This window comes from Kitasatospora sp. NPDC101108, assembly GCF_055584725.1.
Window position 1 is genome coordinate 478,829 of record NZ_JBVJLM010000002.1, and the last position, 26,276, is coordinate 505,104.

27 protein-coding genes are annotated in these 26,276 nt (G+C 72.8%); 12 read left to right on the top strand and 15 right to left on the bottom strand.

Going from position 1 to position 26,276, the window contains the following annotated elements:
- Positions 1-5: 5 nt before the first annotated feature.
- Positions 6-323: a hypothetical protein gene (locus tag ACZ6Z8_RS06935; protein WP_465607051.1), complete on the bottom strand. Its 318-nt coding sequence runs from the start codon at positions 321-323 to the stop codon at positions 6-8.
- Between the two features lie 63 nt (positions 324-386).
- Between ACZ6Z8_RS06935 and ACZ6Z8_RS06940 the strand changes: the two genes are divergently transcribed.
- Positions 387-1,046: a creatininase family protein gene (locus ACZ6Z8_RS06940; protein ID WP_465607053.1), complete on the top strand. Its 660-nt coding sequence runs from the start codon at positions 387-389 to the stop codon at positions 1,044-1,046.
- A gap of 142 nt (positions 1,047-1,188) precedes the next feature.
- Here ACZ6Z8_RS06940 and ACZ6Z8_RS06945 read toward each other — a convergent pair whose 3' ends face one another.
- Both ACZ6Z8_RS06945 and ACZ6Z8_RS06950 read right to left on the bottom strand, forming a co-directional pair.
- Complete coding sequence (locus ACZ6Z8_RS06945; RefSeq protein ID WP_465607055.1) at positions 1,189-1,518, bottom strand: antibiotic biosynthesis monooxygenase family protein; 330 nt, start codon at positions 1,516-1,518, stop codon at positions 1,189-1,191.
- 85 nt (positions 1,519-1,603) lie between these two features.
- Positions 1,604-2,014 (bottom strand): cupin domain-containing protein, encoded by a 411-nt coding sequence (locus tag ACZ6Z8_RS06950; RefSeq protein WP_465607057.1) that lies wholly within the window; start codon positions 2,012-2,014, stop codon positions 1,604-1,606.
- A 62-nt stretch (positions 2,015-2,076) separates the two neighbouring features.
- Here ACZ6Z8_RS06950 and ACZ6Z8_RS06955 point away from each other — a divergent pair, with 62 nt between their 5' ends.
- Together ACZ6Z8_RS06955 and ACZ6Z8_RS06960 are read left to right on the top strand one after the other, a co-directional pair.
- Positions 2,077-2,553 (top strand): MarR family winged helix-turn-helix transcriptional regulator, encoded by a 477-nt coding sequence (locus tag ACZ6Z8_RS06955; protein ID WP_465607059.1) that lies wholly within the window; start codon positions 2,077-2,079, stop codon positions 2,551-2,553.
- A gap of 40 nt (positions 2,554-2,593) precedes the next feature.
- A complete protein-coding gene (locus tag ACZ6Z8_RS06960; RefSeq protein ID WP_465607061.1) occupies positions 2,594-2,965 on the top strand; it encodes a hypothetical protein in 372 nt (123 codons plus the stop codon).
- On the opposite strand, the gene ACZ6Z8_RS06965 is transcribed toward ACZ6Z8_RS06960, so the two are convergent.
- Positions 2,962-5,064 carry an MDR family MFS transporter gene (locus ACZ6Z8_RS06965; RefSeq protein WP_465607063.1) on the bottom strand — a complete coding sequence of 701 codons (2,103 nt, stop codon included), beginning with the start codon at positions 5,062-5,064 and terminating at the stop codon, positions 2,962-2,964. The two genes, ACZ6Z8_RS06960 and ACZ6Z8_RS06965, sit on opposite strands and share 4 nt — an antisense overlap.
- A gap of 286 nt (positions 5,065-5,350) precedes the next feature.
- On the opposite strand from ACZ6Z8_RS06965, the gene ACZ6Z8_RS06970 reads away from it, so the two are divergent.
- On the top strand, positions 5,351-6,454 hold the full coding sequence (locus ACZ6Z8_RS06970) for a peptidoglycan-binding domain-containing protein (protein ID WP_465607065.1): 1,104 nt from the start codon (positions 5,351-5,353) through the stop codon (positions 6,452-6,454).
- Positions 6,455-6,484: 30 nt separating this feature from the next.
- On the opposite strand, the gene ACZ6Z8_RS06975 is transcribed toward ACZ6Z8_RS06970, so the two are convergent.
- From ACZ6Z8_RS06975 to ACZ6Z8_RS06985, 3 genes are all read right to left on the bottom strand, one after another.
- Complete coding sequence (locus tag ACZ6Z8_RS06975; RefSeq protein ID WP_465607067.1) at positions 6,485-7,069, bottom strand: TMEM165/GDT1 family protein; 585 nt, start codon at positions 7,067-7,069, stop codon at positions 6,485-6,487.
- Positions 7,070-7,303: 234 nt separating this feature from the next.
- Positions 7,304-8,932: a dolichyl-phosphate-mannose--protein mannosyltransferase gene (locus ACZ6Z8_RS06980; RefSeq protein ID WP_465607069.1), complete on the bottom strand. Its 1,629-nt coding sequence runs from the start codon at positions 8,930-8,932 to the stop codon at positions 7,304-7,306.
- Between the two features lie 184 nt (positions 8,933-9,116).
- On the bottom strand, positions 9,117-10,424 hold the full coding sequence (locus ACZ6Z8_RS06985; protein ID WP_465607071.1) for an MFS transporter: 1,308 nt from the start codon (positions 10,422-10,424) through the stop codon (positions 9,117-9,119).
- Between the two features lie 143 nt (positions 10,425-10,567).
- On the opposite strand from ACZ6Z8_RS06985, the gene ACZ6Z8_RS06990 reads away from it, so the two are divergent.
- On the top strand, positions 10,568-11,152 hold the full coding sequence (locus ACZ6Z8_RS06990; protein ID WP_465607073.1) for a MarR family winged helix-turn-helix transcriptional regulator: 585 nt from the start codon (positions 10,568-10,570) through the stop codon (positions 11,150-11,152).
- Positions 11,153-11,313: 161 nt separating this feature from the next.
- Here the strand turns inward: ACZ6Z8_RS06990 and ACZ6Z8_RS06995 are convergent, their stop codons facing one another.
- The 3 genes from ACZ6Z8_RS06995 to ACZ6Z8_RS07005 form a co-directional block, all read right to left on the bottom strand.
- Positions 11,314-13,131: a glycosyl hydrolase family 18 protein gene (locus ACZ6Z8_RS06995; RefSeq protein ID WP_465607075.1), complete on the bottom strand. Its 1,818-nt coding sequence runs from the start codon at positions 13,129-13,131 to the stop codon at positions 11,314-11,316.
- 322 nt (positions 13,132-13,453) lie between these two features.
- Positions 13,454-14,047: an FxLYD domain-containing protein gene (locus ACZ6Z8_RS07000; protein ID WP_465607077.1), complete on the bottom strand. Its 594-nt coding sequence runs from the start codon at positions 14,045-14,047 to the stop codon at positions 13,454-13,456.
- A 121-nt stretch (positions 14,048-14,168) separates the two neighbouring features.
- Complete coding sequence (locus ACZ6Z8_RS07005; protein ID WP_465607078.1) at positions 14,169-14,729, bottom strand: DoxX family protein; 561 nt, start codon at positions 14,727-14,729, stop codon at positions 14,169-14,171.
- A 218-nt stretch (positions 14,730-14,947) separates the two neighbouring features.
- On the opposite strand from ACZ6Z8_RS07005, the gene ACZ6Z8_RS07010 reads away from it, so the two are divergent.
- Positions 14,948-15,580: a MarC family protein gene (locus ACZ6Z8_RS07010; RefSeq protein ID WP_465607080.1), complete on the top strand. Its 633-nt coding sequence runs from the start codon at positions 14,948-14,950 to the stop codon at positions 15,578-15,580.
- Between the two features lie 13 nt (positions 15,581-15,593).
- On the opposite strand, the gene ACZ6Z8_RS07015 is transcribed toward ACZ6Z8_RS07010, so the two are convergent.
- On the bottom strand, positions 15,594-16,133 hold the full coding sequence (locus tag ACZ6Z8_RS07015) for an NADPH-dependent FMN reductase (protein WP_465607082.1): 540 nt from the start codon (positions 16,131-16,133) through the stop codon (positions 15,594-15,596).
- Between the two features lie 63 nt (positions 16,134-16,196).
- The gene (locus ACZ6Z8_RS07020; RefSeq protein ID WP_465607084.1) at positions 16,197-16,631 is read right to left on the bottom strand and encodes an Lrp/AsnC family transcriptional regulator; all 435 of its coding nucleotides are present in this window, start codon (positions 16,629-16,631) and stop codon (positions 16,197-16,199) included.
- A gap of 230 nt (positions 16,632-16,861) precedes the next feature.
- Between ACZ6Z8_RS07020 and ACZ6Z8_RS07025 the strand changes: the two genes are divergently transcribed.
- Entirely contained in the window at positions 16,862-17,692 is an 831-nt protein-coding gene (locus ACZ6Z8_RS07025) for a tryptophan 2,3-dioxygenase (RefSeq protein WP_465607086.1), read from the top strand.
- A 29-nt stretch (positions 17,693-17,721) separates the two neighbouring features.
- On the top strand, positions 17,722-18,948 hold the full coding sequence (gene kynU / locus ACZ6Z8_RS07030) for a kynureninase (protein WP_465607088.1): 1,227 nt from the start codon (positions 17,722-17,724) through the stop codon (positions 18,946-18,948).
- A 231-nt stretch (positions 18,949-19,179) separates the two neighbouring features.
- Here the strand turns inward: kynU and ACZ6Z8_RS07035 are convergent, their stop codons facing one another.
- Positions 19,180-20,130 carry a hypothetical protein gene (locus tag ACZ6Z8_RS07035; RefSeq protein ID WP_465607089.1) on the bottom strand — a complete coding sequence of 317 codons (951 nt, stop codon included), beginning with the start codon at positions 20,128-20,130 and terminating at the stop codon, positions 19,180-19,182.
- Positions 20,131-20,206: 76 nt separating this feature from the next.
- Here ACZ6Z8_RS07035 and ACZ6Z8_RS07040 point away from each other — a divergent pair, with 76 nt between their 5' ends.
- Positions 20,207-20,836 (top strand): TetR family transcriptional regulator, encoded by a 630-nt coding sequence (locus ACZ6Z8_RS07040; protein WP_465607091.1) that lies wholly within the window; start codon positions 20,207-20,209, stop codon positions 20,834-20,836.
- Positions 20,837-21,019: 183 nt separating this feature from the next.
- On the opposite strand, the gene ACZ6Z8_RS07045 is transcribed toward ACZ6Z8_RS07040, so the two are convergent.
- Positions 21,020-22,402, bottom strand: coding sequence for a choice-of-anchor A family protein (locus ACZ6Z8_RS07045; protein WP_465607093.1), 1,383 nt, complete (start codon positions 22,400-22,402; stop codon positions 21,020-21,022).
- A gap of 338 nt (positions 22,403-22,740) precedes the next feature.
- On the opposite strand from ACZ6Z8_RS07045, the gene ACZ6Z8_RS07050 reads away from it, so the two are divergent.
- From ACZ6Z8_RS07050 to ACZ6Z8_RS07060, 3 genes are all read left to right on the top strand, one after another.
- On the top strand, positions 22,741-23,448 hold the full coding sequence (locus ACZ6Z8_RS07050; protein WP_465607095.1) for a 4'-phosphopantetheinyl transferase family protein: 708 nt from the start codon (positions 22,741-22,743) through the stop codon (positions 23,446-23,448).
- A gap of 227 nt (positions 23,449-23,675) precedes the next feature.
- Complete coding sequence (locus tag ACZ6Z8_RS07055; RefSeq protein WP_402815959.1) at positions 23,676-24,158, top strand: DUF2269 family protein; 483 nt, start codon at positions 23,676-23,678, stop codon at positions 24,156-24,158.
- A gap of 166 nt (positions 24,159-24,324) precedes the next feature.
- On the top strand, positions 24,325-25,149 hold the full coding sequence (locus ACZ6Z8_RS07060; RefSeq protein WP_465607097.1) for a helix-turn-helix domain-containing protein: 825 nt from the start codon (positions 24,325-24,327) through the stop codon (positions 25,147-25,149).
- Positions 25,150-25,176: 27 nt separating this feature from the next.
- Here ACZ6Z8_RS07060 and ACZ6Z8_RS07065 read toward each other — a convergent pair whose 3' ends face one another.
- Positions 25,177-26,166: an Lrp/AsnC family transcriptional regulator gene (locus ACZ6Z8_RS07065; protein ID WP_465607099.1), complete on the bottom strand. Its 990-nt coding sequence runs from the start codon at positions 26,164-26,166 to the stop codon at positions 25,177-25,179.
- Positions 26,167-26,276: the final 110 nt, after the last annotated feature.

The following is a 26,276-nucleotide window of genomic DNA, read 5'->3' on the forward strand; positions in this document are numbered from 1 at the left end:
TCCATCTACCGGCCCCCGTAGACCAGGCTCTTGTGCACGGCCTCGTCCACGCCGTCATAGCCGTCCGCCGCGGTGATCATGTTGTTGCCGTTGTCACCGATGTCCTTGGCGAGTTGGCGCTGCCCCTTCTCCCACGCCTCCGTGCACGCCGTGATCGCGGCGCCGGAGAGCCAACCGCTCAGACCCGCCGCGGCCTCATCCGAGGGCTTATGCACCCGGGCCAACTCGGCCGGCATCTGCTCCGCGATGTCGTGGCACTGCTTTCCGACCTTCTTCAGGCCGTTGGTGTCCACCTTCAGCGCGTCGTCGCTCTTACCGCTCACTCGTCACATCCGGTACGTGTGGGATCGACTGCTCCGTTCGGAGTCGATCGAACCAGGAGCCGAGTGATCGCGCCTGAGTACGAATACTCAACTGCTCATGGCCGCCACCTCCGCAACGAACGCCGGCACGGCGCCAAGATCGCCGTACTGCCGGTCGGCAGCTTCGAGCAGCACGGCGATCACCTGCCCCTGACCACCGACACCATCGTCGCCAGCCTGATCGCCCAACGAATCGCCACCGACTACGACCTGGTCCTCCTACCGCCCATCACGCTCTCCTGCTCGCACGAGCACGCCCACATGCCGGGCACCGTCAGCATCAGCGCCGCCACGCTCTACGCCGTGATCAACGACATCCGGAAATCCCTCCAGGCCTCCGGCATCCCCGCCCTGTTGATCGTGAACGGCCACGGCGGCACCTACGTCCTCTCGAACGTCGTCCAGGAGGCCAACACCGACGGCCCGCGCGTCGCCCTCTTCCCCGTCCGCGAGGACTGGCACCGAGCCCGCGAAGCCGCCGCCCTGCAGAGCCCAGGTGCTGAGGACATGCACGGCGGCGAACTGGAGGTGTCGCTCCTCCTCCACGGCGCTCCGGAGCTCATCCGCGAAGGCATCGACCAGGACGACCACTCCGCCCCCGAGCGCCCCCACCTCCTCACCCCTGGGCATGGCCGGCTACACCCAGAACGGCGTCATCGGCCGCCCGTCGCTCGGAACCGCTGAGAAGGGCAAGGCCGTTCTGGAGAGCCTGTCCAAGTCTGCCGCCGCGCACCTCTCGATCATCGCGGGCAGCTGAGAAACACTTCGGGCCCCGCCCCGTCAGGGGAAGGGCCCGAAGCACGAAAGGGAGAGCAGTGGCAGTGACTTAGGCGTTCTTGGGACCGGCCGACTGGACGACCTCGAAGGACCACAGCGTCGACCCGGACGCGGCCGGCCGCTTCGGCGCCTCGCCGCCCTCGCCGCCACCCTGGTGCGCCGCCTTCATCGGGCCCTCCATCCAGGCCTTGAAGTCCTCCTCGCTGCGCCACCGGGTGTAGACCAGGTACTGGTCGGTCCCCTCGACCGGGCGCAGCAGCTCGAACCACTCGAAGCCGTCGGAGTTCTCCACCGCGCCGGCCCGCGAGGCGAAGCGCTGCTCCAGCACCTCGCGCTGCTCGGCGGGCACCGTCAGTACGTTGATCTTGACGACGGACATGCCGCTCCTCACTGATCCGCCGGGGCCCGTACGGCCGTCGGCTCGGTTGCTCACGAGCAGTCTGCTACACCTCACGCGCCGCGGCTCAGGCGATCCACGCCGGGAGGACGCGTTCGGCGTCGCGCGGGGCGAGGGCGCAGGCGCCGTCGGGGGTGCGGGCGTCGGGGTTGTAGGCGTGGGACGGGGAGGGTGAGGCGACGACGGCGGTGAAGCCTTCGGCGGTGGCGATCCGGCGCGGGGTGTCGGCGGGGAGGACGAGGGTGTCGCCGGCGGCGATCGTGACGGTGTCCCCGGCCAGGTCGACCTCCGCCGAGCCGGTGAGGAAGGTCCAGATCTGCTCGGTGTCCATCGCGTGCAGCGGGCCCCGCCGGTCGGCGGGCATCTCGACGCGCCACTGGGCGAGGGCGGCCGAGCCCTGGGTGGGCGAGGCGTGGGTGGTCATCACGGCGTTCGGGGTCTCGGTGCGGCGGGCGTCGGCGGAACGGATCACGGGCATGGCGGAGGAACCCCCTAAGATGGACAATGACGTTGTCTATATGGTCAATGAGGTTGTCTATCGTGTCAAGCGAACCCGCCCCGCCCGGCTTCGAGCTGCCGCTGCGCCTGCTGCTCGCCTTCCGGACGATCATCGACGAGCTGCACGAGCGCATCGCCCGCGAGGGGCATCCCGACCTGCGGCCGATGCACGGCTTCGTCTTCCAGGCCATCGGCCCGCAGGGCACCACCGCCGTCGAGCTCGGCCGTCGGCTCGGCGTCTCCAAGCAGGCGGCGGGCAAGACCGTCGAGAACCTGGAGCAGCTCGGCTACGTCGAGCGCGGCAGCGACCCGGCCGACGCCCGCCGCAAGGTGGTCCGGCTCACCGAGCGGGGGGTGGACTGCCTGGTCCGCTCGGCGCGGATCTTCGACGAGCTGCGCGCGGAGTGGTCGGAGGCCCTCGGCGAGGAGCAGCTCCGCCGGATCGAGGACGGCCTGCGGCAGCTCGCCCCCGGAGACCCGTTCCGGCTCGACACCCCTCGCTGGTTCGGCGGTCCGTGAGCAAAGATCAGGGCCGGCGCGGATCACCGGAGGAAGGCGGATGAGAGCACGTACGGCCGTCGCGGCGGCCGGCGTTCTGCTGCTCGCGCTGCGCTCCTCGGCGGCTTGCCCGTCGACCGGCTCGGACTCGGGACGGATGTCGCCGGAGGCCCGCAGCTACCTGTCCGAGACGCTGGGCCTGATCCAGCGGCACTCCCTGAACGCCGCGAAGGTGAACTGGCCGACGGTCCGCGGCCAGGCCTTCGCCCAGGCGGCCGCGGCCCGCACCCCGGCCGACACCTACGCCGCGATCCGCACCGCCGTGGCCGCCCTCGGCGACCGGCACAGCCGGTTCTACCCGGCCGGGCAGGCGGCCGGGCTCACTGCCGACCCGGCGACCGTCGACGCCCCGGCGATCGCCCGACTGCCCTAGAACGACCGCCCCTCACCGTGGTAGGGCGGCTGGGGGCCGGCGGGCGGGTCGGGGCGGTCGCGCCGGTCGGCGCAGAGGGCGGCGCTGAGCCGGGTGAGGAGTTCGGCGAGGTCGTCGTACTGCTGCTCGTCCCAGTCGCCGAGCAGTTCCGCCAGCTGGGTGCGCCGGGCGTCGACCAGGCGCAGCGCGGCCTCATGGCCCGGCTCGGTGAGGCGCAGCGGCAGTCCGCCGGTGCGGGCGGCGAGGCCCCGGCTCTCCACCTCTCGGACGGCCTCCTCGACGACCGCGATCGGGACGATCCGCTGCTCGGCGAGTTCGGCGGGCTCCACCGAGCCGTGGTGGTGCATCTGGAGGAGCAGCCAGCTGGAGGCGGGCCGCAGGTCGAGTCCGGCGGTGGCGGTGATCCGCCGGAACAGGTCGCGGCGGGCTTCGCGGGTGCTCAGTACGGACAGCGCGCGGGCGATCTCGTCCAGGGAGGAGCGCTCGACCGGATTGATCCCGATGGACTCGCTCAGGTCGGGCGCGGTCACGGTGGAGCGCAGCTTCTGCTCCCGCAGGAACAGTGACAGCACGAAGGCGACCAGCGTGACGGGCACCGCGTACAGGAACACCCGGGTGATCGACTCGGCGTAGGCGTGGTGGACCCCGGCCTGGGCGGCGGCGGGCAGCTGGGTGATCAGCCGGGGGTCGGCGCCGATCCGGTCGGCCTGGAAGCCCGGCGGCAGCGGCTGCCCGGCCAGGGCGTCGGCGAGCCGGGAGCGCAGGCCGCTGGCGAAGAGAGTCCCGAAGATGGACACGCCGAAGGAGGCGCCGATGGAACGGAAGAAGGTGGCGCCGGCGGTGGCCACGCCGAGGTCCTGGTAGCCGACCGAGTTCTGCACGATCAGCACCAGCACCTGCATCACCAGGCCCAGCCCGAGGCCGAAGACCAGGAAGTAGAGGCTCATCTCGGCCGTGCCGCTGTGCTCGTCCAGCCGGGAGAGCAGCACCAGTCCGATGGTGGTCACGGCCGTCCCGGCGATCGGGAAGACCCGGTAGCGGCCGGTGCGGGCGACGATCTGACCGGAGCCGATCGAGGTGAGCAGCATCCCGAGCACCATCGGCAGCATGTGGATGCCGGACATGGTGGGCGAGACCTGCTGGACGACCTGGAGGAAGGTCGGCAGGTAGGTGAGCGCGCCGAACATCGCGAAACCGACCACGAAGGAGATCGCCGCGACCAGGCTGAAGGTCTGCGAACGGAACAGCCGCAGCGGCAGCACGGGTTCGACGGCCGTCCGTTCCACCTGGACGAAGGCGAGCAGCAGCGCCACCCCGAGCACTCCGAGGCCGGCGACCTGCCAGGAGTCCCAGGCCCAGGTGGTGCCGCCGAGCGAGGTCATCAGCACCAGGCAGGTGGCGACCGAGGCGATCAGCACGGTGCCCAGGTAGTCGATCCGGTGCTCGCGCCGGACCTCCAGTCCGTGCAGCACCGCGGCGATCACCACCAGGGCGACCACGCCGATCGGCAGGTTGACGTAGAAGACCCAGCGCCAGCTGAGGTGGTCGACGAACAGGCCGCCGAGCAGCGGTCCGAGCACGCTGGTCACACCGAAGACGGCGCCGAAGACGCCCTGGTACTTGCCGCGGTCCCGGGGCGCGACGAGGTCGCCGACGATCGCCTGGGAGAGCACCATCAGGCCGCCGCCGCCCAGGCCCTGGAGCGCCCGGAAGGCGATCAGCTCGCCCATGTTCTCGGCGAGTCCGCAGAGCACCGAGCCGATCAGGAAGATCACGATGGAGGCCTGGAAGAACCGCTTCCGGCCGTACATGTCGCCGAGCTTGCCCCACAGCGGGGTGGCGGCGGTGGAGGCCAGCAGATAGGCGGTGACCACCCAGGACAGGTGCTCCAGGCCGCCGAGGTCGCTGACGATGGTGGGCAGCGCGGTGGAGACGATGGTCTGGTCGAGGGCGGCGAGCAGCATCGCCAGCAGCAGGGCGCCGATCGGTACCCAGAGGTTGGGGACGGGGACCTCGGGCGGGCCGGGCTCGGGCGCCGGGGTCCGCCCGGACGCGGCATCGGGTTCCCCCCGGCCGGAGGTTGGGGGAGGGTCCGTCATGGCGTCTCCGTGGGGTCGCGGGGTTGCGGGGCCGGACGACCGGACGCCCGGTGGATGATCACTCCCAGTTCCCCATGCTGGCAGATGTGTCCTGGTTTGCGCCGCTCGGTTGAGCCGAACGTAAGCAACGGGCCCGCCGCGCGCGTTCCGGCGGTTTCCCCGGGGCCCAACCACCACCAACCGGCACAACACCCCCGCCGGGGGCCGGACGCCCCTGTCCACCCTCCGGGACGTCCTGCATAATCAGGCCCGATCGCGAGACCCGAGAACCGAGGAGGACCGGCCGATGCCGGACCAGCACTGCCCGACGTGCGGCACCGCCCGCTCCACCGGGTGCGGCTGCCTCCCCGACCGGAGCCTCGACGACCGGAGCCTCGACGAGACCGCGGTCCTCCCCCACCTGGAGGGCCCGCCGCTGGTGCGCCCGTACGTGCCGCAGGCGCCCGGGCAGGTCGTGGACGAGGCCCCTCCGACCACCGACCCGTTCGCGACCACGGTCCTGCCGCCGGTGCAGTCGGGCCAGCAGGGCCAGCCGGTGCAGTCGGGCCCGCCCCCGCTGGGGCCGGACGCGGACGCCTACGCGACGACCGTGCTGCCGCCCGTCCCCGGCCCGGCGCCGGACGCGTACGCCGCCGGTGCCACCGCCGTGCTCCCAGCGGTCCAGCCGCAGCCGCCCGTCCAGCTCGGCGCCGGGGACGACCTCGGCTACTTCCCGTTCGGCAACGGAGCCGCCGAGCCCGACCCGGCTTCCGCCGGTGGACGGGCCGCCCGGCGGGCCGCCGAACAGACGGAGCGGAGCCCGTTCGCCGGGCGCAAGGCGCTGATCGCGGGCGTCGGTGCCGGCCTGCTGGCACTGACCGTGGGCCTCGCGTACGCCGTGACGCCCTCCTCCGGGCCGACCCGCCAGGCGGAGCCGGTGCCCGTCACCACGCTCGCGCCCGCCCCGGTGGATCCGCCGACCCTGGCCGCTCCGACGACCGGCGCCCCGGCGCCGACCACCGAGGCGCCGAGCCCCACCCCGACCAGGACGGCCAGACCCACACCGACCAGGACGCCCACCCCCACCCCGACCCACTCGGCGGCGCCGACCCCCACCCCGACGCCGACGCCCAGCCCGACGCCCACGCCCACGCCCACCCCGACGCCGACCCCGACCCCGACCCCGCGGCTGCTCCAGCTCGGGATGAGCGGGCCGGACGTCCGGGCGATGCAGCAGCAGTTGGTCAACGCCGAATGCGGATTCGTCGACAGGTCGATCGTCACCGGCACCTTCGACGACTGGACCCGGACGGCGCTGCAGCAGTACCAGCGCGAGAACCGCATCAAGGGCGAGAACGGCGTCTACGGCCCCAGGACCCAGGCCGTGCTCACCGCCGACCCCGGCTGCTGAGCACCGCGCTGCAGGGCGGGACCGCCGCCGTCAGCCGGTGATCGCCCCGAAGATGCTGACCCCGGCGAGCACCACCATGATCGCCGCCGCCACCCGGATGATCAGCTTCATCGGCACGTGCTTGAGCAGCTTCTGCCCGCCCACGATGGCGATCCCGCCGACCGCGCACAGCGCCAGCCAGGAGCCGAGGCCGACGGCCAGCGGATCGTCGTACTTGGCGGCCAGGTTGGCGGTCATGATCTGGGTCAGGTCACCGAACTCGGCGACCGCGACGACCGCGAAACTGGTCCCGGCCACCTTCCAGAAGCGGTTCGAGGACGGCTCCTTGGCCGCGTGCTCGTCCTCGTCCTCGCCGCCGTGGAACAGCAGCATCGCCGCGCCGACCAGGAACAGCGTGCCGGTGATGCCCTCCACCCAGCGGTGCGGCAGCAGCGAGAGCAGGTGTCCGGCGACCAGCGCCAGCACCACCTGGACCAGCATGGCGGCGGCGACGCCCGCGAAGACGTAGCTCGCCCGGTACTTGGTGCCGAGCACCAGGCTGGCCAGCGCGGTCTTGTCCGGCAGCTCCGCCAGGAAGATGATGCCGAACGTCAACGCGGCAATGGTCAGACTCATCGGAGGAAATCCCTCGGTCGGGCTGCCCGGCCTCCGCAGGTCCGTCAGGGGACGCCTCGGCCCGACAGCACTGGAAACGGTCACAGCACTGCGGCCGAAGGTCTCGCCGGCAGCCGCCAACCGAGCGGTGCCCCGGGCGCCGGGCCCGTGGGGGCCAGTATGTCGACGGTCCGGTGGAGGGCTACTCCCCTTCAACGCGCTCCAGAGTACCGGACGCCGCCGGGGGCACCGGCCTCAGATCCAGCTGGTGAACCACATCCGGTCCTGCCAGGAGGACATCGGGATGACCTGCGCCGTGTACAGCGGATAGAAGAAGGCGAAGCAGCCGACGATCGCGAGCACGATCAGCCCGGCCCCGATCGCCCCGTACCGGCGGCGCTCCGGGCTGCACCCCGCCGGGCCGAGGATCGCGCCGAGCATCTGGGCGACGGCCAGGCACAGGAAGGGCACCAGCACGACCATGTAGAAGGAGAAGATCGTCCGTTCCTGGTACTGGAACCAGGGCAGGTAGATCCCGGCCACCGCGCACAGCACGGCGCCCGAGCGCCAGTCCCGGCGGAAGAACCAGCGCCACAGCAGGTAGACCAGCGCGAAGCAGGCCGCCCACCACAGGAACGGGGTGCCGAGGCCCAGGATCTGCGCCGCGCAGCCGCCGGAGGAGGTGCAGCCGCGCGTCCCGGTCGGGATCTGCTCCCAGTACATCGAGACCGGGCGGCCGTCGACCAGCCAGGCGAAGGGGTTGGACTGGTAGGTGTGCGGGGTGCTCAGACCGGTGTTGAAGTCGTACATCTGCGAGTGGTAGTGCCACAGGCTGCGCAGCGCCGCCGGCACCCAGCTCATCGGGACCTGCGGCAGCGGGATGCCGAGGACGTGGTCCGGGGAGAGCCCGGCCCGGCCGTCCGCCCAGTGCCGGTCGTAGCCGCCGTCGCCGTTCGCGCCGCTGGCCAGCCAGCCGCTCCAGGAGCCGACGTACACCACCACGGCGGAGCCGACCATGGCGAGGAAGGCGGGTACGGCGTCCCGGCGCAGCATCGACCGCCAGGGGTGGCGGGCGCCGGCGCCGCGGCGGCCGGACTGGTCCCACAGCACGGTCAGAACGCCGAAGGCGGCGAGGATCGGGGCGCCGTTCCACTTGACCGCGCAGGCGGCGCCGATGAGCACCCCGGCGGCGATCCGCCAGGGGCGCAGCCCGAGCCGCACCGTGTCGCCGTCCTCGCCGGCGTCGACGGCGAGGGCCAGCCGGGCGCGGACGTGGTCGCGGTCGATCAGCAGGGCGCCGAAGGAGGCGAGCACGAAGAACATCTGGATGCCGTCGAGCAGGCCGACCCGGCTCATCACCAGCTGGAGGCCGTCGACGGACATCAGCAGGGCGGCGGTGCAGCCGACCAGCGTGGAGCCGAAGAGCCGGCGGCCGATCCGGGCCAGCATCAGCACGGTGACGGTGCCGAGCAGGGCGGTCATGAACCGCCAGCCGAACGGGTGCAGTCCGAACAGCTGCTCACCGATCGTCATCACCCATTTGCCGAGCGGCGGGTGGGCGATGAACTCGGGCGCCGAACCGAGCGGGACGGACTGGGGGACGGCCAGGATGTCGGTGTTGGCGTGGTCGGGCCAGGTGCCCTCGTAGCCCTGCTGGAGCAGGGACCAGGCGTCCTTGGGGTAGTACGTCTCGTCGAAGACGAAGGCGTTGGGGTACCCGAGGTGCCAGAACCGCAGCAGGCCGGCGAAGATCGCGATGCCGATCGGGCCGAGCCAGCCGGAGTGGTCGGCGGCCCGGCGCAGCAGCCCGCGCGGGGCCGGGGCCGGGTCCGGTTCGGCGGTGGCCGGGGCCGCCGGGGGGTGCGTGAGCGCCGCTTGCGTCATAGCCTCGCCGATTCGCCTGTCTGCGGGGCCCGCGGAGGGTGCCGGGCCCGGGTCCGCTGCCCGGGCCGGGCCGGGCGGTCAACAGCCACTGACACTATGTGGCGGTGCCCGGGGAAGCCAAGCGCGACGGGCGCCGACCAGGTGACCTGGTCGGCGCCCGTCGCGAACACCGTTGCGAGTGCCGTCACGCGGCGGTCTGCAGCTCCCGGACCGGGGCCGGGGTCCGGACCACGGCCGGGGCCGCGTTGTCCTGCTCCGCCGAGAGGTACGGGCGCAGCCGCACCGCCAGCAGGACGATCAGCAGGGTCGAGCCCGCCATGGCCGCGAGGTAGAGCGGCCAGGTGCCGGAGCCGACCAGCAGCACGCCGACGGCCGGGCCGACCGCGATCGCGATCTGCTTCACCAGGGCGTACCCGGCGTTGTAGGTGCCGAGCAGCCGGGCCGGGGCGAGGTCCGCGACGATCGGGCCCATGGTGGGTGCCAGCAGCGACTCACCGACGCCGAACAGCGCGTAGATCGAGACGATCGCGACCGTGGCGGCCATGGTCTCGGTCCGGATCAGGCCGGCCACCAGGGCCATCGCCCAGGCGCCGAGCCAGACCACGCCGGCCGCGGCCATCGCGGTGGTGCGGCGGCGGCGCGCGGTGATCCGCACCATGAACATCTGCAGCACCACGATGGTCACCGCGTTGGCGCCGATCGCGAAGCCCAGGGTGGACGGCGCGGTGCCGACGGTGTCGGTGGCGAAGGCCGCGACACCGGACTCGAACTGGCCGTAGCAGGTGAAGAAGATCAGCCCGGCGAGGATGCTGAGCCGCACCATCGCCTTGTCGGCGAACAGGGCGCGCAGGCCGGTCGGGCCGCCGTTCTTCTCCTGGACGACGCTCAGGTGGGCCTTCGGTATCCGAGCGGTGCCGGTGACCAGGGCCAGGCCGAGGAAGGTGGCCGCCTCGATGGTGAACAGCCGGGTGAGGCTGGCCGGGTCGGCGACGTCGACGATCTGCCCGCCGACCAGCGCGCCGATGCCCATGCCCAGGTTGACCAGGGTGAACTGCAGCGCGAAGGCGTGCGAGCGGGTCGCCGCCGTCGAGCAGCGGACGATCATCGTGGCGAGCGCCGGCTGGCAGGTGGTGACACCCGCGCCGAACAGGAACGAGGAGACCAGCAGGGCCGGCGTGCCGGAGGCGTGGCCGAAGGCGAACGCGCCGGTGGCGGCCAGGCCCGCGCCCGCCAGCAGCACCGGACGGGGACCGTAGCGGTCGATGCCGCGCCCGGTGAACGGGAGGACGGCGAGCGCCGCCAGCGCGAAGACGGTGAACACCATCCCGGCCGCCAACGAACCCAGCCCGCGCACCTGGTCCACGTACACGAACATGTACGGCATCGTGAACCCGCTGCCGAACGCACTGAGCGCGTTGCCGATCTGGACGCGGCGCAGCGGGCCGCCCGCTCCACGCCGCTGCTGCCTCTGCTGCTTCACCGTGCCGGTCACCGTGCACATCCCTTCCTGGTTTCGACTGGAACTCTTGAGCCCAGAAGATTTCAGACCTAAACTCTGACGATATAAAGTCTTAGCACCGGAAGAGTGCGGAGTCAAAGGCTTAAGGAGTGCAGGCCCGTGCGACACTGGTCCGCATGACTACGGACAAGCCGGCGCCGGCTGCCGACAAGCCTCCGCGGGCCACCCCGCTGGAGTTCGGCATCGCCGAGCAAGTGGCCCTGTACCAGCGGGAGTTCCCCACCGTCGACCCACAGGTCGAGACGATCGTGCAGACCCTCAACCGGGTCTCCCGGCGGATGGGCGTGGCGTACGACCGGCAGCTGACTGTGCTCGGAATCACCTCCGCCGAGTGGGAGGTGCTCAAGGCGCTGGTGGTGAGCGGCAGCCCGTACCGGCTGGGGCCGGGCGAGCTGGCCAAGCGGCTGGGGCTCACCCCGGCCGCGATGACCCACCGGATCGACCGGATGCTGGCCGACGGCCTGGTGACCCGGGAGCGGGACGAGTCGAACCGGGTGCGGGTGATCATCGAGCTGACCGAGAACGGCCGCGACAAGTGGCTGGAGTCGATGCGGATGGCAGCGGTGTTCGAGGAGGAGCTGCTGCAGGACCTCGCGGGCGAGGAGCGCGCCGCGCTGTCCGGCCTGCTGGCCCGGATGCTGCGGCGGATCGAGGAGAGCCAGCCGGACGCCCTCGGGCGCACGGCCGACCTGGCGCCGTAGGGCGCGTCCGGGACGCCCGGGCCGGGCGCGTCCGGGACGCCCTGGCGGCCGGGGACGACGGAACGCACGGGTCCGGCCCGCTGGGGGTGCTCCCCCGGCGGGCCGGACCCGTGCGCGTTCAGGTGCCGCGGGGTCCGTCAGGCCCCGGTGCGGTCAGCCGCTCAGCAGGGACCGTTGTCGGCCCACACGCCCCACTGGCCGCTCTGGGACGGGTCCTCGCCCTTGGTCCACCACTTGTTGGTGTAGTAGTGGCCCTTCCACGAGACCTTGGTGCCGCCGGCCGCGTAGGTGGTGTTCGGGTCCCAGCTCGGCGCGGCCGAGCAGGTGGCCGGCGAGGTCGGGGTGCCGGTCGGGGTCCCGGTGGGCGTGCCGGTCGGGGTGCCCGTCGGCGTCCCGGTGGGCGTGCCGGTCGGGGTCTGGGTCGGCGTCGGGGTGCCGGTCGGCGGGGCCGGGCAGCCGGCCGCGGAGCCGTTGGTGGCGTTCACCATCTTGTCGAACAGCGTGGTGTTGGTGCCCAGGTCGTACAGCGAGAAGGCGAAGGAGCCGCCGAGGCCGTTGCAGTGCGCGTAGTCCAGCTTGGCCTGGATGGACCGGGCGTCCTCACCGCTCCAGAAGGTGTTGCCGTCGTAGAAGTAGGTCGCCTTGGCGTCGTCGTCCCAGAAGGTCTTGGACGGGTTGTCGACGAAGCCGGCCAGCTCCTTGTACATCTGGATGCCCGCGACGTTGCCGGACATCGCGGCGCCGGTCGCCGGGGCGGTGGCGGGCTGGAAGAGGCCGTTCCTGCCGTTGTTCTGGACGCCGGTCCAGCCGCGGTAGTAGAACGGCACACCCATGTTGATCTTGTTGGCCGGGAAGCCGCCGGGGATGCCGTACTGCGCGTCGCCGACCGTCCACGCCTTGACGGCGTTGTCGATCGAGTACTTGCCGTTGCCCGGCTTGGCCGGGGACGACGGGTCGTTCGGGCCGGAGTACAGCGGCGCCTGGTGGTTGGTCGGACCCTGCGGGTCCCAACCGCCGTGCATGTCGTAGGTCATGACGTCCATGAACGTCAGGTACTGACCGATCTTGTCGGTCTCGACGTTCATGATCTTGTCCTGGCCGGCCCCGACCGCCGCCGACAGGGCGTAGGTCTTGTTGTCGGCCTTGCCCTGGGCGTCCAGCTGGCTGCGGAACTCCTTGAGCAGCAGGGTGAAGTTCTGCTTGTCGGCCGGGCTGGAGATGTTGCCGGTGTGGCCCCCGCCGCCCGGGTACTCCCAGTCGATGTCGATGCCGTCGAAGATGCCGGCGCCGCTGCCCGGGCCGCCGTAGCCCGCGTCGGACGGCAGGTTGCCCTTGATGAACATGTCGATGCAGGACGACACCAGGTGCTTGCGCGAGGCGTCCGAGGCGGCCGCCGACGAGAAGTACTTGGAGTAGGTCCAACCACCCAGCGAGAGCAGGACCTTGAGGTTGGGGTTCTTCGCCTTCAGCTTCTTCAGCTGGTTGAAGTTGCCCGCGATCGGCTGGTTCCAGACGTCGCCGACGCCGTCCACCGAGATGTCCGCGCCGAAGCTCTTCTGGTAGTCGGCGAACGCGTCGGCCGCGCCGTCACCGGCGTTGGGGTTGTTGTCGTTGGTGTCGGCGGCCTTGGTCGCCTCGAAACAGCCCAGGTCGGTCGGGGAGATGTTGGCGAAGTCGTAGATCAGGTAGTCCAGCTTCCCGGCGACGCCGGTGTCCTGGATCGTCTTCGGGTAGTACGCGTTCGCGTAGATCGACCACTGGTCGTAGTAGGCGACCTTGAGGCCACCGCTGGTGGCGGGCGCGCCGGTGGAGTTGGTGGTCGCGGCGTTGGCCGCACCGCCGCCGGACAGCGCGAGGCCCGCGCCGAGCAGCAGGGAGGCGGCGGTGCCGGCCGCGACGGCGGCCAGGCTCTTCGGGCGGCGCCGGCGGGGCCCGTCCGGAGCCGGGGTCCCGGCCCTTTCAATGCGTGAGCGCAGCATGGGTGCGTGACTCCTGGGTGTGGGGGTTCCGTCGCCCGGTGGGGTCGCACGTCCGGGATGGGGCCGGACGACCGGGACATGACAGATCAGGGGTGGGGATCGAGCGGGCAGGCCTGGAGGGACACTGACGGACACCGGGATGTGCCGAACCGGCGCCCCCGGCACGAGGCCGGTGACGCCGGTTCAGGGGCTCCCTGCACCTGGGCAACAAAATGGACTAGACCAACTCCCCCGTCAAGGGGTGCCGTTGGCCCTTGAGACCCGCTTAAGGTTGCGCGCCCGCCGCCACACCCGCCCGGCACCCGGCCCGAGCTGCGCGGCTTCAGTAGCGGACGGCGTTGGCGACCTCCGCCTTGACCGTGCCCGAGAGGGTCAGGTGGCTTCGCGCGGTGGCCTGGACGCTCTGGCCCGCGGCCAGGTCCTGGACGGTCGTCGCGGTCGCGTCCAGCACCTTGCCGTTCCCGTCGGTGAAGTTCACCTGGATCACGTACCGGTAGGACTGCTCGCCGTGGTTGGTGACGGTCAGTTGCGCCAGCGTCTTGCCGTCCGTCCCGGTGGTCACCGCCCCGACCGTCACGTCCCCCTTCGCGTCCAGGCCGCCCTTGATGCCGGCGACCGCCGAGGAGGCGGCGGAGACCGCCTCCGAGGCCCGGGCCTCCGCCGAGGCGAGCGCCGAGCCCGCCTGGCTCGCCGCCGAGGCCAGCGCGGAGCCGGCGGAGGCGGCGACACTCAGCGCCGAGGAGGCCGAACTGCTCGCACTCTTGCCCGACGACGAGCAGCCCACCAGCACCGACGCGCCGACGACGGCCACCACCAGTGCCCCGGCGACCAGGGATGGTCGACGGCTCTCCGGTGGGTCCTGGCGTCGGGTGACGCGCGGGGCCGGGGTGGCGCGGGTGAGCGGCTGGCGGTCCATGGGGTCCTCGATTCTGGTCGGCGCCGGGCTGCCCGACGCCTTCCCTGCAAACCCTCCGAAGGCTCGGGAGCCGCCGCCAGCAGGGGTGCTGCCTCCGGGTGACGCGACCGTGGGACGTCGGTCAGGACAGCCCTGAGCCCTCCTGCTGTTCCGCCTCGACCGCCGCCCGCTCCTCGCGCAGCCGCACCAGGTGGCGGCGTCGCGCCACCACGCCGTACGCGCCCGCCGCGCTCGCCACGAAGCTCAGCAGGCCGACCCACGACCGGTCGAAGGCGTGCCCGGTCAGATGGTCCAGCGAGTACCGCCCCGGGCCGGCCAGGCCGATCGCCAGACCGGCCGCGCCGAGGAAGGCCGGGTACTCGTAGCCGCCGGACATCGCGAAGAAGCCCGCCGGGGCGTGCACCGCCACCGCGCCCGCCATCGTCCCGGCCACCACCGCGCCGGCCGCCGGGGTGGCCAGCCCGGCCACCAGCAGCGCGCCGCCGCCCGCCTCGCCGACGCCCGCCGCGATCGCGCTCTCCCGGGCCGGGTGGAAGCCCATGTGGTCCATCGCCTGGGTGGTGGCCTCCAGGCCGCCACCGCCGAACCAGCCGAACAGCTTCTGGGTGCCGTGCGCGATCAGCACTCCGCCGACCGCGCTGCGCAGGGCCAGCAGGCCCAGGTCCTTACGGTTCAGGCACATGTCGCATCCTCGTTTCCGCCACGGAGTGGTCGTACCGCCAAGGTGTGGACGTACGTACCTCCATGGCACCCGAGAGCGCCCACCCGTTCGACCCGGGACCGCCATCCGGGCGAATGCAGCGACGGCCGGGAATAACGGGCGGACCGGGGATCAACGCCACGCCCGACAGCGGGGCGTGGCGGACCGGTCGTCCCGGCCACCGCGGCCATGCTGGGCCCATGTTCGTCTTCAACCTGAGCAGTGCCTTCATCACCTTCTTCGCCGTGGTCGGCCCGCCGAAGACCCTGCTGGCCTTCGCCCGGCTGTCCCGCACCCGCAGCGACCGGGAGCTGCGGCGGCTGGCGGCGTGGAGCACGGTGATCTCGGCGCTGATCGGCCTGGTGCTCGGCTTCGGGGCCGACGAGGTCACCACCCTGTTCCACATCAGCGACCAGTCGCTGCGGCTCGCCGGCGGAGCGATCTTCTTCGTCTACGCGGTCGCGCTGGTCCTCGGCATCCACCTCGGCGCCGACGGCGACGACAACGAGCACCTGACGAACCCGCTGGCCGACGGCATCCGCGAACTGCTGCTGCCGTACATCGCCAGCCCGCTCGCGATCAGCGCCGTCCTGGTGGCCTCGCTCAACCGCGACGACTGGACCTGGAAGGCCGCGATCTCCGGCGCCTACGTGGGCGTGGTGGTGCTCAACTACCTCTGCGTGGCCGTGCTCGCGCCGCTGATGCGGCGCACCCACAGCACCTCGCTGGAGGTGCTGTCCCGGCTGCTCGGGCTGCTGCTGGCGGCCGTCGGCGTGGAGCTCTTCCTGGAGGGCCTGGCCGGGCTCGGGGCGCCCGTGCCCTTGGCGCACTGAGCCCCCGGGAACGTCAGGCCGCCGCCAGGCGGGCCAGCACCTCGGCGATCCGCCCGCGCACCAGCGGGTCGGCGACCAGCCCGTCCGCGCCGACCGCGCCGCGCTCCAGCGGGATCCGGACGCAGGCCTCGGCCAGCACGGCCGCCCCGGTGTAGCCGAGGACGGTGCCCAGGGTGGCCTCGGCGCCCTGCCCCCGGCCCGGGGCGGCGCAGTTGATCCAGGCGGCGCGCTTGTCCGAGATCTCGACCCCGCCGACCGTCCAGTCCAGCAGGTTCTTGAACGCGCCCGGCAGCGTCCCGGCGTACTCGGGGGTGCAGAACAGCAGCGCGTCGGCCGCCCCGATCGCCGCCCGCAGCCCGGCCACCGGCTCCGGCAGCGGGTCGGTGTCGTGGTCCGGGTTGAAGTGCGGCAGCTCGGCCAGCCCGGCGTAGTAGGTGGTCCGGACGCCCGGCAGGTCGTCGGCGACCGCGGCGGCGGTGCGCAGCACGGCCTCGTTCGAGGAACCGGCCCGCAGGCTCCCGGGCAGCAGCAGGATGTGGCGCTCGTTCGGCATGACGGGGAACCTACTCCTTGACGTCCGCGTCAAGGCCAGCCGGCGGGCGGTCGGCGGAAGCCGTCAGTTCGGCAGCAGCGGCCGCCAGGGCACCGGGCTGGAGAGGATCATCGAGCTGGCCGGCGGGCCGTACCCGCCGAGCCGGTCGCAGAGCGCCTCGAACTCGGCCATCGTGGCCACCGCGACCAGCAGCACGCAGCAGGCGCCGCCGGTGACCCGGTGCAGCTGGAGCACCTCCGGCCAGGTCGCCACGTCGGGGTCGCGCAGCACGCAGCGCGGGCCGTAGCACTGGACCTGGACCAGCGCGGTGATCGGCAGCCCGGCCCGGGTGGGGTCGACGTGGGCGTGGTAACCGCTGATCACCCCGTCCGCCTCCAGGCGCCGGACCCGTTCGGCCACCGCGGGTGCGGACAGGCTCACCCGGCGGGAGAGTTCGTTGTACGAGAGCCTGGCGTCGGCCTGCAGCTCGGCCAGCAGGCGGCGGTCGACGGCGTCCATGGCGGCTCCCCGGAGCGGTGGTGAACAGCGGATTTCCCGCCACTTTTCGTTCGTAAAGCGGATCGACCGAACGCCTCGCGAACAACAGCTCGAAACGCGGTTGCGGTGCCCGTCGACCATTCAAGCGGGGGGCACCACCGCCGCACAATGGGCACCCCGGTGGAACCAGGACGTCCGTCCGCTCCGCCGGCCCCGGGCGACGCGGCCCGGACGGATCAGGAGGGATCGGGATGGGGCACGACACGGTGGAGACACCCAACCTGTCATTCGGTCGGGGCGGCCAGCCGGGTCGGGGCACCCCGTACGCGCAGTACGCGCGCCTGGAGGAGCTGCACAGCCTCCAGCACCCGCGCAGCAAAGAGCCGGCCGAGCTGTCGTTCATCGTCACCACGCAGGTGATGGAGCTGCTCTTCGACCTGCTGCGGCACGAGTGGACGATCGCCCGGCAGGCGCTGCGCGAGGACGACCTGAACGCCGCGCTGGCCGCGCTGCGCCGCGGCACCCACGTGCAGGACGTGCTGGTGGAGTCCTGGGACCTGCTGGCCACCATGACCCCGGAGGAGTTCAACTCCTTCCGCTCGCTGTTCGGCGAGGCCTCCGGCTTCCAGTCCTCGGCCTTCCTGCACCTGGAGTTCCTGATCGGCAACAAGAACGCCGCGCTGCTGAACATGTACGACGGGATGCCGCAGACCCAGGCCGAGCTGGCCGAGGCGCTGCGCTCCCCCGGCCTGTACGACGAGGCGATCGGCCTGCTGGCCCGGCGCGGCCTGACCGGGCACAAGGAGCCCTCGGAGCAGCGCTACCGGCCCTCCGAGGAGGTCGCGGCGGCCTGGCGCCGGGTCTACACCGAGCCCGAGTTCGCGGACCTGCAGCCGCTCGGCGAGGCGCTGCTGGACGTGGCCGAGCGGGTCACCCGCTGGCGCCAGCGCCACCTGAGCTCGGTCAAGCGGACGATGGGCGCCAAGCCCGGCTCGGGCGGCTCCAGCGGGCTGACCTGGCTGCGCAAGGCGGCCGAGCAGGACGTGTTCCCTGAGCTGTGGACGATCCGGGACGAGCTGTGACCGAGCCGGTGACGGAGGAGAGGACGGGCATGATCACGCGCGAGGAGTGCGCGGCGCTGGACGCCGTCGACCCGCTGGCGGCGTTCCGCAAGGAGTTCGCCCTGCCCGACGGGGTGATCTACCTGGACGGCAACTCGCTGGGCGCGCTGCCGGTGCGCACGCCGGAGCGGGTGGCGCAGGTGGTCGAGCGGGAGTGGGGCCGGGAGCTGATCCGCAGCTGGAACGACGCCGGCTGGTTCGAGCAGCCGTACCGGCTGGGGCGGCGGATCGCGCCGCTGATCGGCGCCGATCCGGCGGAGGTGGTCGTCTGCGACACCACCTCGGTGAACCTGTTCAAGGTGCTCTCGGCGGCGCTGGAGCTCCGCCCGGGGCGGCGGACGGTGCTGGGCGACGCCGAGGCCTTCCCCACCGACCTGTACATCGCCGAGGGCGTGACCGGTCCGGTCGAGGGCGGCCGCAGCGTGCTGATCCGCCCCGAGGAGCTGGACCGGCACCTGGACGGCGACGTCGCCGCCGTGGTGCTGTCGCACGTGGACTACCGCACCGGCGAGCTGCTGGACATGCCCGGGATCACCGCCCGGGTGCAGGCCGCGGGCGCCCTGATGATCTGGGACGTGTGCCACTCGGTGGGCGCGCTGCCGGTCGAACTCGGCGCCGCCGGAGCGGACTTCGCGGTCGGCTGCACCTACAAGTACCTGAACTCGGGCCCCGGCGCTCCGGCCTTCCTGTACGTCGCCGAGCGGCACCTGGCGGCCGGACCGCGGCAGCCGCTGAGCGGCTGGTTCGGGCACGCCCGCCCGTTCGCCTTCGAGCCCGGGTACGACCCGAAGCCGGGCATCGGGCGCTTCCTGACCAGTTCGCCCTCGCTGCTCGGCCAGGCCGCCCTGGACGCCTCGCTGGACATCTGGGAGCGCGCCGACCTGGCCGCCGTACGGGCGAAGAGCCTGGCCCTGACCGACCTGTTCGTCTCCCTGGTCGAGGGCCTGGACGGGGTCGAGGTGGTGACCCCGCGCGAGCACGCCCGGCGGGGCAGCCAGGTCGCGCTGCGGCACGCCGACGGCTACCCGGTGGTGCAGGCGCTGATCGCGCGCGGGGTGATCGGGGACTTCCGCGCGCCGGACCTGATGCGTTTCGGCTTCACGCCGCTGTACCTCTCGTACACCGAGGTGTGGGACGCGGCCCGGCAGCTGGCCGAGGTGCTGGCGAGCGGCGAGTGGCGGGACGAGCGCTTCTCCCGCCGGGGCGAGGTGACGTAACCCGGGCACCGGGGAGGGTGGACGGGGCCGCGGATCTCCGCTCAGGTCAGCCACAGCAGCGGGGTCCGCACCCGGACCCCGCACCCGGCCCCCGCATCCGGACCCCGGCACCCGGCCCCCGGATCCGGGTCACTCGGTGACACGGCACGGCGGCCGGGTGCTCGGCGAACCGGTGTACGCCGTCGCCGCCGAGCGCCGCACGGTGGAGCGCTTCCTCGCGCCACCGCTCGACTAACGGACCGTCAGTTCGGCTACCAGCTCGCGGTAGACGTCGAAGGCGGGCTTGGGCGTCCAGTCGTCCCGCAGCAGACCGAAGTGGTGGAACGGTCCCGGGCCGGCACTGTCCGCGTCCCGGAGGGCGAAGAGAGAGTAGCTCCGGACGCCGAGCCGCCCGGCCAGGCCGGCCACCGTCCGGACCACCCGCTCCACCACCTCGGCCTGCCGCTCCTCGCTGCGCCCCGGACCGGTGGGCCAGCCGTTCTCGCAGATCCGCAGCGGGACGGCCGACCCGATCCCGGCCCGGGGAAGCGCCTCCTCGCGGAATCCGGTGACCACCGCCTCGACCGCGTCGGCGAGTTGACCGTCCGGGACGGGGCGGAAGACGTCCGGAAAGAAGTCCAGGCCGACGTAGTCCAGGGAGCGGTGGAAGCGCTCGTCGGCGAGTTCGCCGAGTTCCGGCCAGAAGGTGTCGGCCGGATCGAAGGACGGCACCGCGTTGAAGCCGACCGCGAGCTGCCGGTAACCGAGGGCCAGTGCCTCCTCCTTGGCCGCGATGACGCCCTCGACCAGCGCCCGGCGCACGTTCGGGATGCTGCCGTCGAGGACGGGGAGGTCCAGGTTGGGTTCCTCGCAGATCTGCAGGACGGCGAGGTGGGGGCCCTCGGTGCGGACGACCTGCCGGACGTAGTCCGTCCAGCCGTCCAACTCGCCGCTGCGCACGCCGAATTGCAGCACCAGGTCGAGCTTCCGCCCGTCCGTCGCGTACTGCTCGGGCCGCTCGGGGGTGCGGTGCTCGTCGGCCGCGTACGAGCGGTAGGCGCGGACCAGGAACTCCGGTGCGCTGCCCTGCAGTTCGCGCAGCGCGGCGGCGATCCGCGCGGGTTCGTCGGGGCGGACGGGCTCGATCAGTCCGGTCTCGTCGCCGAGCGAGCCGCCGGGGTAGATGCCGAAGGTGAAAGTCATGCGGACACCGTAGCGGATATTTTTGGTGTCACTTCAAGTTTTAAGTGACACCATGATCTGGCGGTACGATTCCGCCATGGGACTTCGCGAACTCAAGAAGCAGCAGACCCGGGAGCTCCTCGCCGACACCGCGATGGGCCTGTTCGCCGAGCGCGGCTTCGAGCAGGTCACGGTGGTCGAGGTGGCCCGGGCCGCCGGGGTCTCGCCCAACACGGTCTTCAACTACTTCCCGACCAAGGAGGACCTGTTCTTCGACCGGCAGGACGAGGTGGTCGCCCACCTGGCCGAGGTGGTCCGCCGGCGGCCGGCCGGCAGCTCTGCCGTGGACGCCGTACGGGCCGACCTGCTGGCGGGCGTCGCCGGCGGGGACCCGACGGTCGGACTGAACCCCGAGGTCAGCGCGTTCTGGCGGATCATCGCGGACAGCCCGGCGCTGCGCGCCCGGCTGCTGGAACTCGGCGAGCGCGCCGAAGCCGCGCTGGCGACCGTCCTCGCCGAGGAGTCGGGGGCCGACCCGGAGGACCCGCTCCCCCGGATCGTCGCGGGTGCCGTCGCCGGGGCCCACCGGGCGGTGCTGGGCGAGATCCGGCGGGCCATGGTCGCCGGGGAGCCGGCCGGGGCCGTGCGGGAGCGGATCGAGGCGGCGGTGGAACGGGCCTTCGGGCTGCTCGGCTCGGGGCTCGCGGGATACCCGGCGAGGCGCTGAACCGGCGGGGCGTCCAACGGCGGGCGTCGAACTGCTTGCGTCGAACTGCTTGCGTCGAAACTGCGGGCGGGCGGAGTCGAGACTCGGGAACAGGGCACGGGAACAGGGCTCGAAGCACTTGGCGGACGCGGCGAGGCCGCCCGGGTCGGTGGACCCGGGCGGCCTCGGCCGTCAGTGGAACCGTCAGCTGTGGCGGCCGCGACGGCGGGCGGCCAGGACGGCGAGCGCGCCGAGGCCCACCAGTCCGGCGCCGGCCAGCCCGAAGACCAGCGGGGCACTGCCCGCACCGGTCGACGGCAGCTCACCGCCGCCACCGGGGTGGTGGCCGGTCGGGCGCTTGGACGGGTGGTGGCTGGTCGGGGCGGGGCCGGCGCTCGACGTGGAGGCGCTGGCCGACGGCGAGGAGGCGCTCGCGCTCGGGGACGTCGGTGACGGGGATGTCGGTGACGGGGACGTCGGGCTCGGCAACGTCGGGGAGGGCGAGGTCGGGGAGGGGGAAGTCGGCGACGGAGAGGGCGAGACGGAGGTCGGCGACGGGCTCGGCGTCACCCTGCAGTCCGGCAGGTCCCCGTCGAACGGGTAGCTGTGGATCTCGTAGCCGCCCGTTCCGGTGTGGATCAGGCTGCCCGCGAGGTAGACCCGGCCGTTCATGCCCGCCTGGGCGATGGTCGTGGTGCTGCCCGGGTTGCCGGCCATGACCGAGCCCTGGAACTGGGCGCTGCCGAGGATCCTCGGCGCGGTCGCGGTCGGGAAGTTGTACATCAGCTTCGAGCGCATCGCGGTGGTCTGGTCCCCCGCCAGACCGGTGCCGGTGTAGGTGTTGATGATCGGGCTGTCGCCGAGCATGTTCACCACGACGGTGGCCCCGGCCGGGATGTTCGCGAAGACCAGGCCGATCTGGCCGCCGCTCGGCGAGGCGAGGTCCTGGGAGACGTTGAAGACCTGCTTCGTACTGACGCCGTCGCCGGTGAAGGTGGCCTGACCGGAGGAGATGGCGACGGTACCGGTCGCGGTGGCCCGGCCGACGCAGTCGGAGACCTCCTCGATCCGGGCCAGCACGTCCTGGTACGGCGCGGCCGCGTTCGGGTCCTGGATCGACTTGCCGGTGGGGTCGATGGCGACGGTGCCGGTGACGCCGCCCGCGTGGCGCAGGTTGCCGAAGGCCGTGCCGTGGGAGTCGCTGCCGCCGATCAGGATCGAGTTGCCGGTCCTGACGTCGACGCTGCCGCCGGTGGTGACGAAGTCGCTGCCGTTGGGCGGCACGACGCGCGAGCCGACACCGACGACGCCCATGTTGTAGACGCCGCCGCCGTTCTTGTCGACGGTCAGGTTCCCCAGCGCGACGATCTTGCCCTCGGCCTCGGCCGCGCGGCCGGTCACGGTGTAGTCGCCGCCGGTGAAGACGTTGATCGAGGCGTCCCGCCCGGTGAAGTCGCCGTTGTTGGGCGGCGGCCAGGTCGCGGGGCAGCCGGGACCGGAACAGGCCCCCAGCGGCGGGGCCAGCGGAGCGGCCGAGCCGACCGTCAGCACGGCGACCATCGGCACGGCGGCGACGGCGGTCGCCACGGCGGCCCGGACGGCCCGACGACGCCCGGTGGCGGGCGCTCTCCTCGCCGCGGGCGCTCTCCTTGCGGCGGTCGTTCTGCGATCCGGTGAACCGGTGGCCTGACCCATCGACAATTCCTCCGCACATGGAAAAAGGGCAGGCCCGGATGACCTGCCGCATTCCGTCGTATTTGCTGCTGATCCCACAGATTCGGAACGTCCAAGCGCAAAACAGACTATTCACCCCCTACGCACCCTCAGATCGGATACGACAGTCCTTCGAACAGCGCAAGGACCCGGGCCGCACCCCCGTGGTCCCGGCTCCCCGCCCGGCCACGGGGCGGGCTAGGTTGGACGGCATGACCACCGAGGCCCAGGAGCAGGGCGCGCCGCTCGTCGCCGTCGCGTCCGCCGACGCCGTACTGCGGCACCCCGAGGCGGGCGAGCACCTGCTCACCGAGATCGAGCGGGCGCGCGCCGCACGCTTCCGGCAGGAGTCCGGACGGACCGACTTCGTCGCCGGGCACGTCCTGGTCCGGCTCTGCGCCGCCCGGCTGCTCGGCGTCCCGGCGGCCGGGCTGGTCCTCGCCCAGGAGTGCCCGGACTGTGGCCTGGCCGACCACGGCCGGCCCTACCTGCCGGACCACCCCGGGGTTCAGGTGAGCCTGTCCCACACCCGGGGCGTGGTCGCGGCCGGAGCGGGCTACCGGCCCGTCGGCGTGGACGTCGAACTGGCCGGCCGGGGCGGCTCGCTGGGCGCGGTCGCCCGCCGGGTGCTCGCCCCGGCCGAACTGGCCCTGGTCGAGGCCGCCCCGGAGCCGGACCGGGCCTTCCTGCGGCAGTGGGTGCGCAAGGAGTCGCTGATCAAGATCGGCCGGGCCACCCTGGACACCCTCGGGCGGGTCGACATGTCCGCCCTGCCGCTGGACGTCCTGCCCGGCGCCCCGCTGCACAGCCGGTTCGAGGACCTCCACCTGCTCGACTGGACCGACCCCGAGCACGGCGCCGCCGTCGCGGCCGTCAGCACCGCCCCGCCGCGCATCGTGGAGCTGGTCCCGGCGGGCTGAGCGGAGCCGGGTGCGGCGGCCCGAGCGGAGTCGGGGCGGCGGCCGGCCCGAGCGGGGCCGGTTGCGGCAGGGAGAACGGAACGGCTTGCGGCGGCCCGAGCCGGGCCGGGCGGGGCACCCGAGCGCGGGGCCGGTGAATAAGCGGTGTTAGCGTGCCTGGTCGTGGGCACGCCGACCGCGCACGCCCGCCGACCCCCAGCTGCCCACGGATCAAAGGGTGCCCCGCCATGGCCAAGTTCCTGCTGAGCCTGCACGTCCTCGCCTCGGTCCTGTTCATAGGCCCGGTCGCGGTGGCCGTCAGCATGTTCCCGCGCCGGGCGAAGGCCGCCCTGGCCGGCGGGCCGGACCAGGCCTCGGACGCGGGCGTGCTGCGCGTCCTGCACCGGATCACCCAGGTTTACGCGCTGCTCGGCGTCGCGGTGCCGGTGCTGGGCATCGGCCTGGCCCAGATGATGGACGTGCTCGGCCAGTCCTGGCTGATCGCCTCGATGGTGGTCACCGCCGTGGCCGCGCTCTCGCTGCTGCTCTTCGTCCTGCCCGGCCAGCAGGCCGCGGTGGACGCGCTCGCCCTCGACCCGGAGGACGAGCAGCGCACCAAGGCCGTCGGCGGCCTGCGGATGCTGCCGATGACCGCCGGGGTGTTCAACCTGCTGTGGGCCGTGGTCGTGGTGCTGATGATCGTCCGCCCGGGCTCGACCACCGGCGTCTGAGGACCGCGCGGCTACGACCGCGCCCGACGCCCCGCCCGACACCCCCGCCTGATCGGTACCGCCCGACGCCGACGCCCCCGCCTGATCGGTACCGCCCGACGCCGGCGCCCCCTGATCGGTACCGCCCTCTCCCGCGGGCCGGGCCGTTCGAGTACCGTCCTCGATCATGACGATCATGGCGGGCATGGGCAGCCCGACGGGAACCGGTGTCGGCCCGCTGCTGCGCGGCTGGCGGGAACGGCGACAGCTCAGCCAACAACACCTGGCGCTGCGCGCGGACTGCTCGGCCCGGCACCTCAGCTTCGTCGAGAACAGCCGCTCCCACCCGAGCCGGGAACTGGTGCTGCGGCTGGCCGAACAGCTGGACGTCCCGGTGCGCGAACGCAACACCCTGCTGCTCGCGGCCGGGTACGCCCCGCACTACCCCGAGACGCCGTTGGACGACCCGTCGATGGACGCCCTGCGCGGCGGCATCGAGCGGCTGCTCGCCGCCCACGACCCGTACCCGGCGCTGGTCCTGGACGGGGACTTCCGGGTCCTGGCGGCCAACCGCGCGTTCGCCCTGCTGCTCGACGGCGTCGCCCCGCACCTGCTGCGGCCACCGTTCAACGCCGTCCGGATCGCCCTCCACCCGGACGGGCTGGCGCCGAGGATCCTCAACCACCGGCAGTGGCGCGGGCACCTGCTGGAACGGCTGGACCAGCAGCTGGAGTTGGTCGGCACCGAACAGCTGCGGCGGCTGCGTGAGGAGGTCGGCGGCTACCCCGAGCCGGCCGGCGTGCCGGCGGAGGACCTCACGGAGGGCGGCCGTCCGGTCGCACTGCCGCTGAGGCTCCGGCACGAGGGACAGGTGCTGTCCTTCCTCTCCACGGTCACGACCTTCGGCACCCCGCTGGACGTGACCGTCTCCGAGCTGGCCCTGGAGACCTTCCTGCCGGCCGACGCCGAGACGGACCGCTTCCTGCGGTCCGCGGTGGACCCGGAGCTCTGAGGCCCCCGTACGGCCGGGACCGACGGCTCACGGGCGGCGCGGTCGGTGCAGCAGCACGCCCGCCCGCTTCACCGCGCGGGCGGTGATCGTGGTCTCGGCCCGGGTGACCCCGAGCGGGCCGAGGGTGTCGGTGAGGAAGCGGTAGAGGCCGCCGTGGTCCGGGCAGAACAGCGTGGCCAGCAGGTTGGTCGGGCCGCTGGTGGCGAAGACACCGTGCACCTGCGGGTGGCGGGCCAGTTCGGCGCCGACCTCGGCCAGCCGGCCGGGCGGCACGTCCAGCCAGAGGTTGGCGTCCACGGCCATGCCGAGCAGCCGGGGGTCCACGGTCGCGTGGGTGCGCAGCAGGCCGAGCCGGTCCAGCCGCTGCAGGCGCCTGCGGACGGTCGACTCGGGTGCGTCGACCGCCCCGGCCAGTACGGCGTGCGACTGCCGGGCGTCCTCGCCCAGGCGTTCCAGCAGGGCGCGGTCGAGCTCGTCCAGCGGCGGGGGCGTGGCGGGGCGCGGCACCTGAGGCCTGGCGAGAGCGGCGGCCTCCTGGTCGGTCAGCCAGCCGGCCTGCCACTGGCCGGCGTCGGCGAAGGCGTGCAGCACGGCATGGGTGGTGGTCTCCGTCACGGCGCCGGTCGCGGGCAGCTGGCCGTAGAGCAGGCGGTCGCGGCCCCCGGCATCGCTCATCATCACGGCGCCGACCTCGTGCCCGCCGAGCATCACGTCGACGAAGGGGACGTCGGAACGGTCGGCCAGCGCCTGGGCGATGGCGTCCACCCGGCCGCGCAGCACCCGGACCCGCAGCAGCAGCGCGCCCACGGCGGCGTCCTCGACGTCGGGCATCCGGACCACCCGCAGCACCCCGGCCCGGCGCATCCGGCCGAGCCGGCGGGTGACCGTCCGGGCGGAGACGCCCAGCACCTCGGCGATCCGGCCGGGCTCGGCCCGTCCGTCCACCTGGAGCGCGCAGACCAGACGGCGGTCGAGCGGGTCCAGCACGCTGTCCGGATCGGTCGTGGCGAGGTCCATGGGTGTCCGATCTCCGTCGTTTCCAGCCGTTCGAGCGTCCTGTTCAGCAGCCCTGACGGTACCCCTTGTCCTGTTCGGCCGGAACGGACCGGCCGGCGGACGCGATCGAT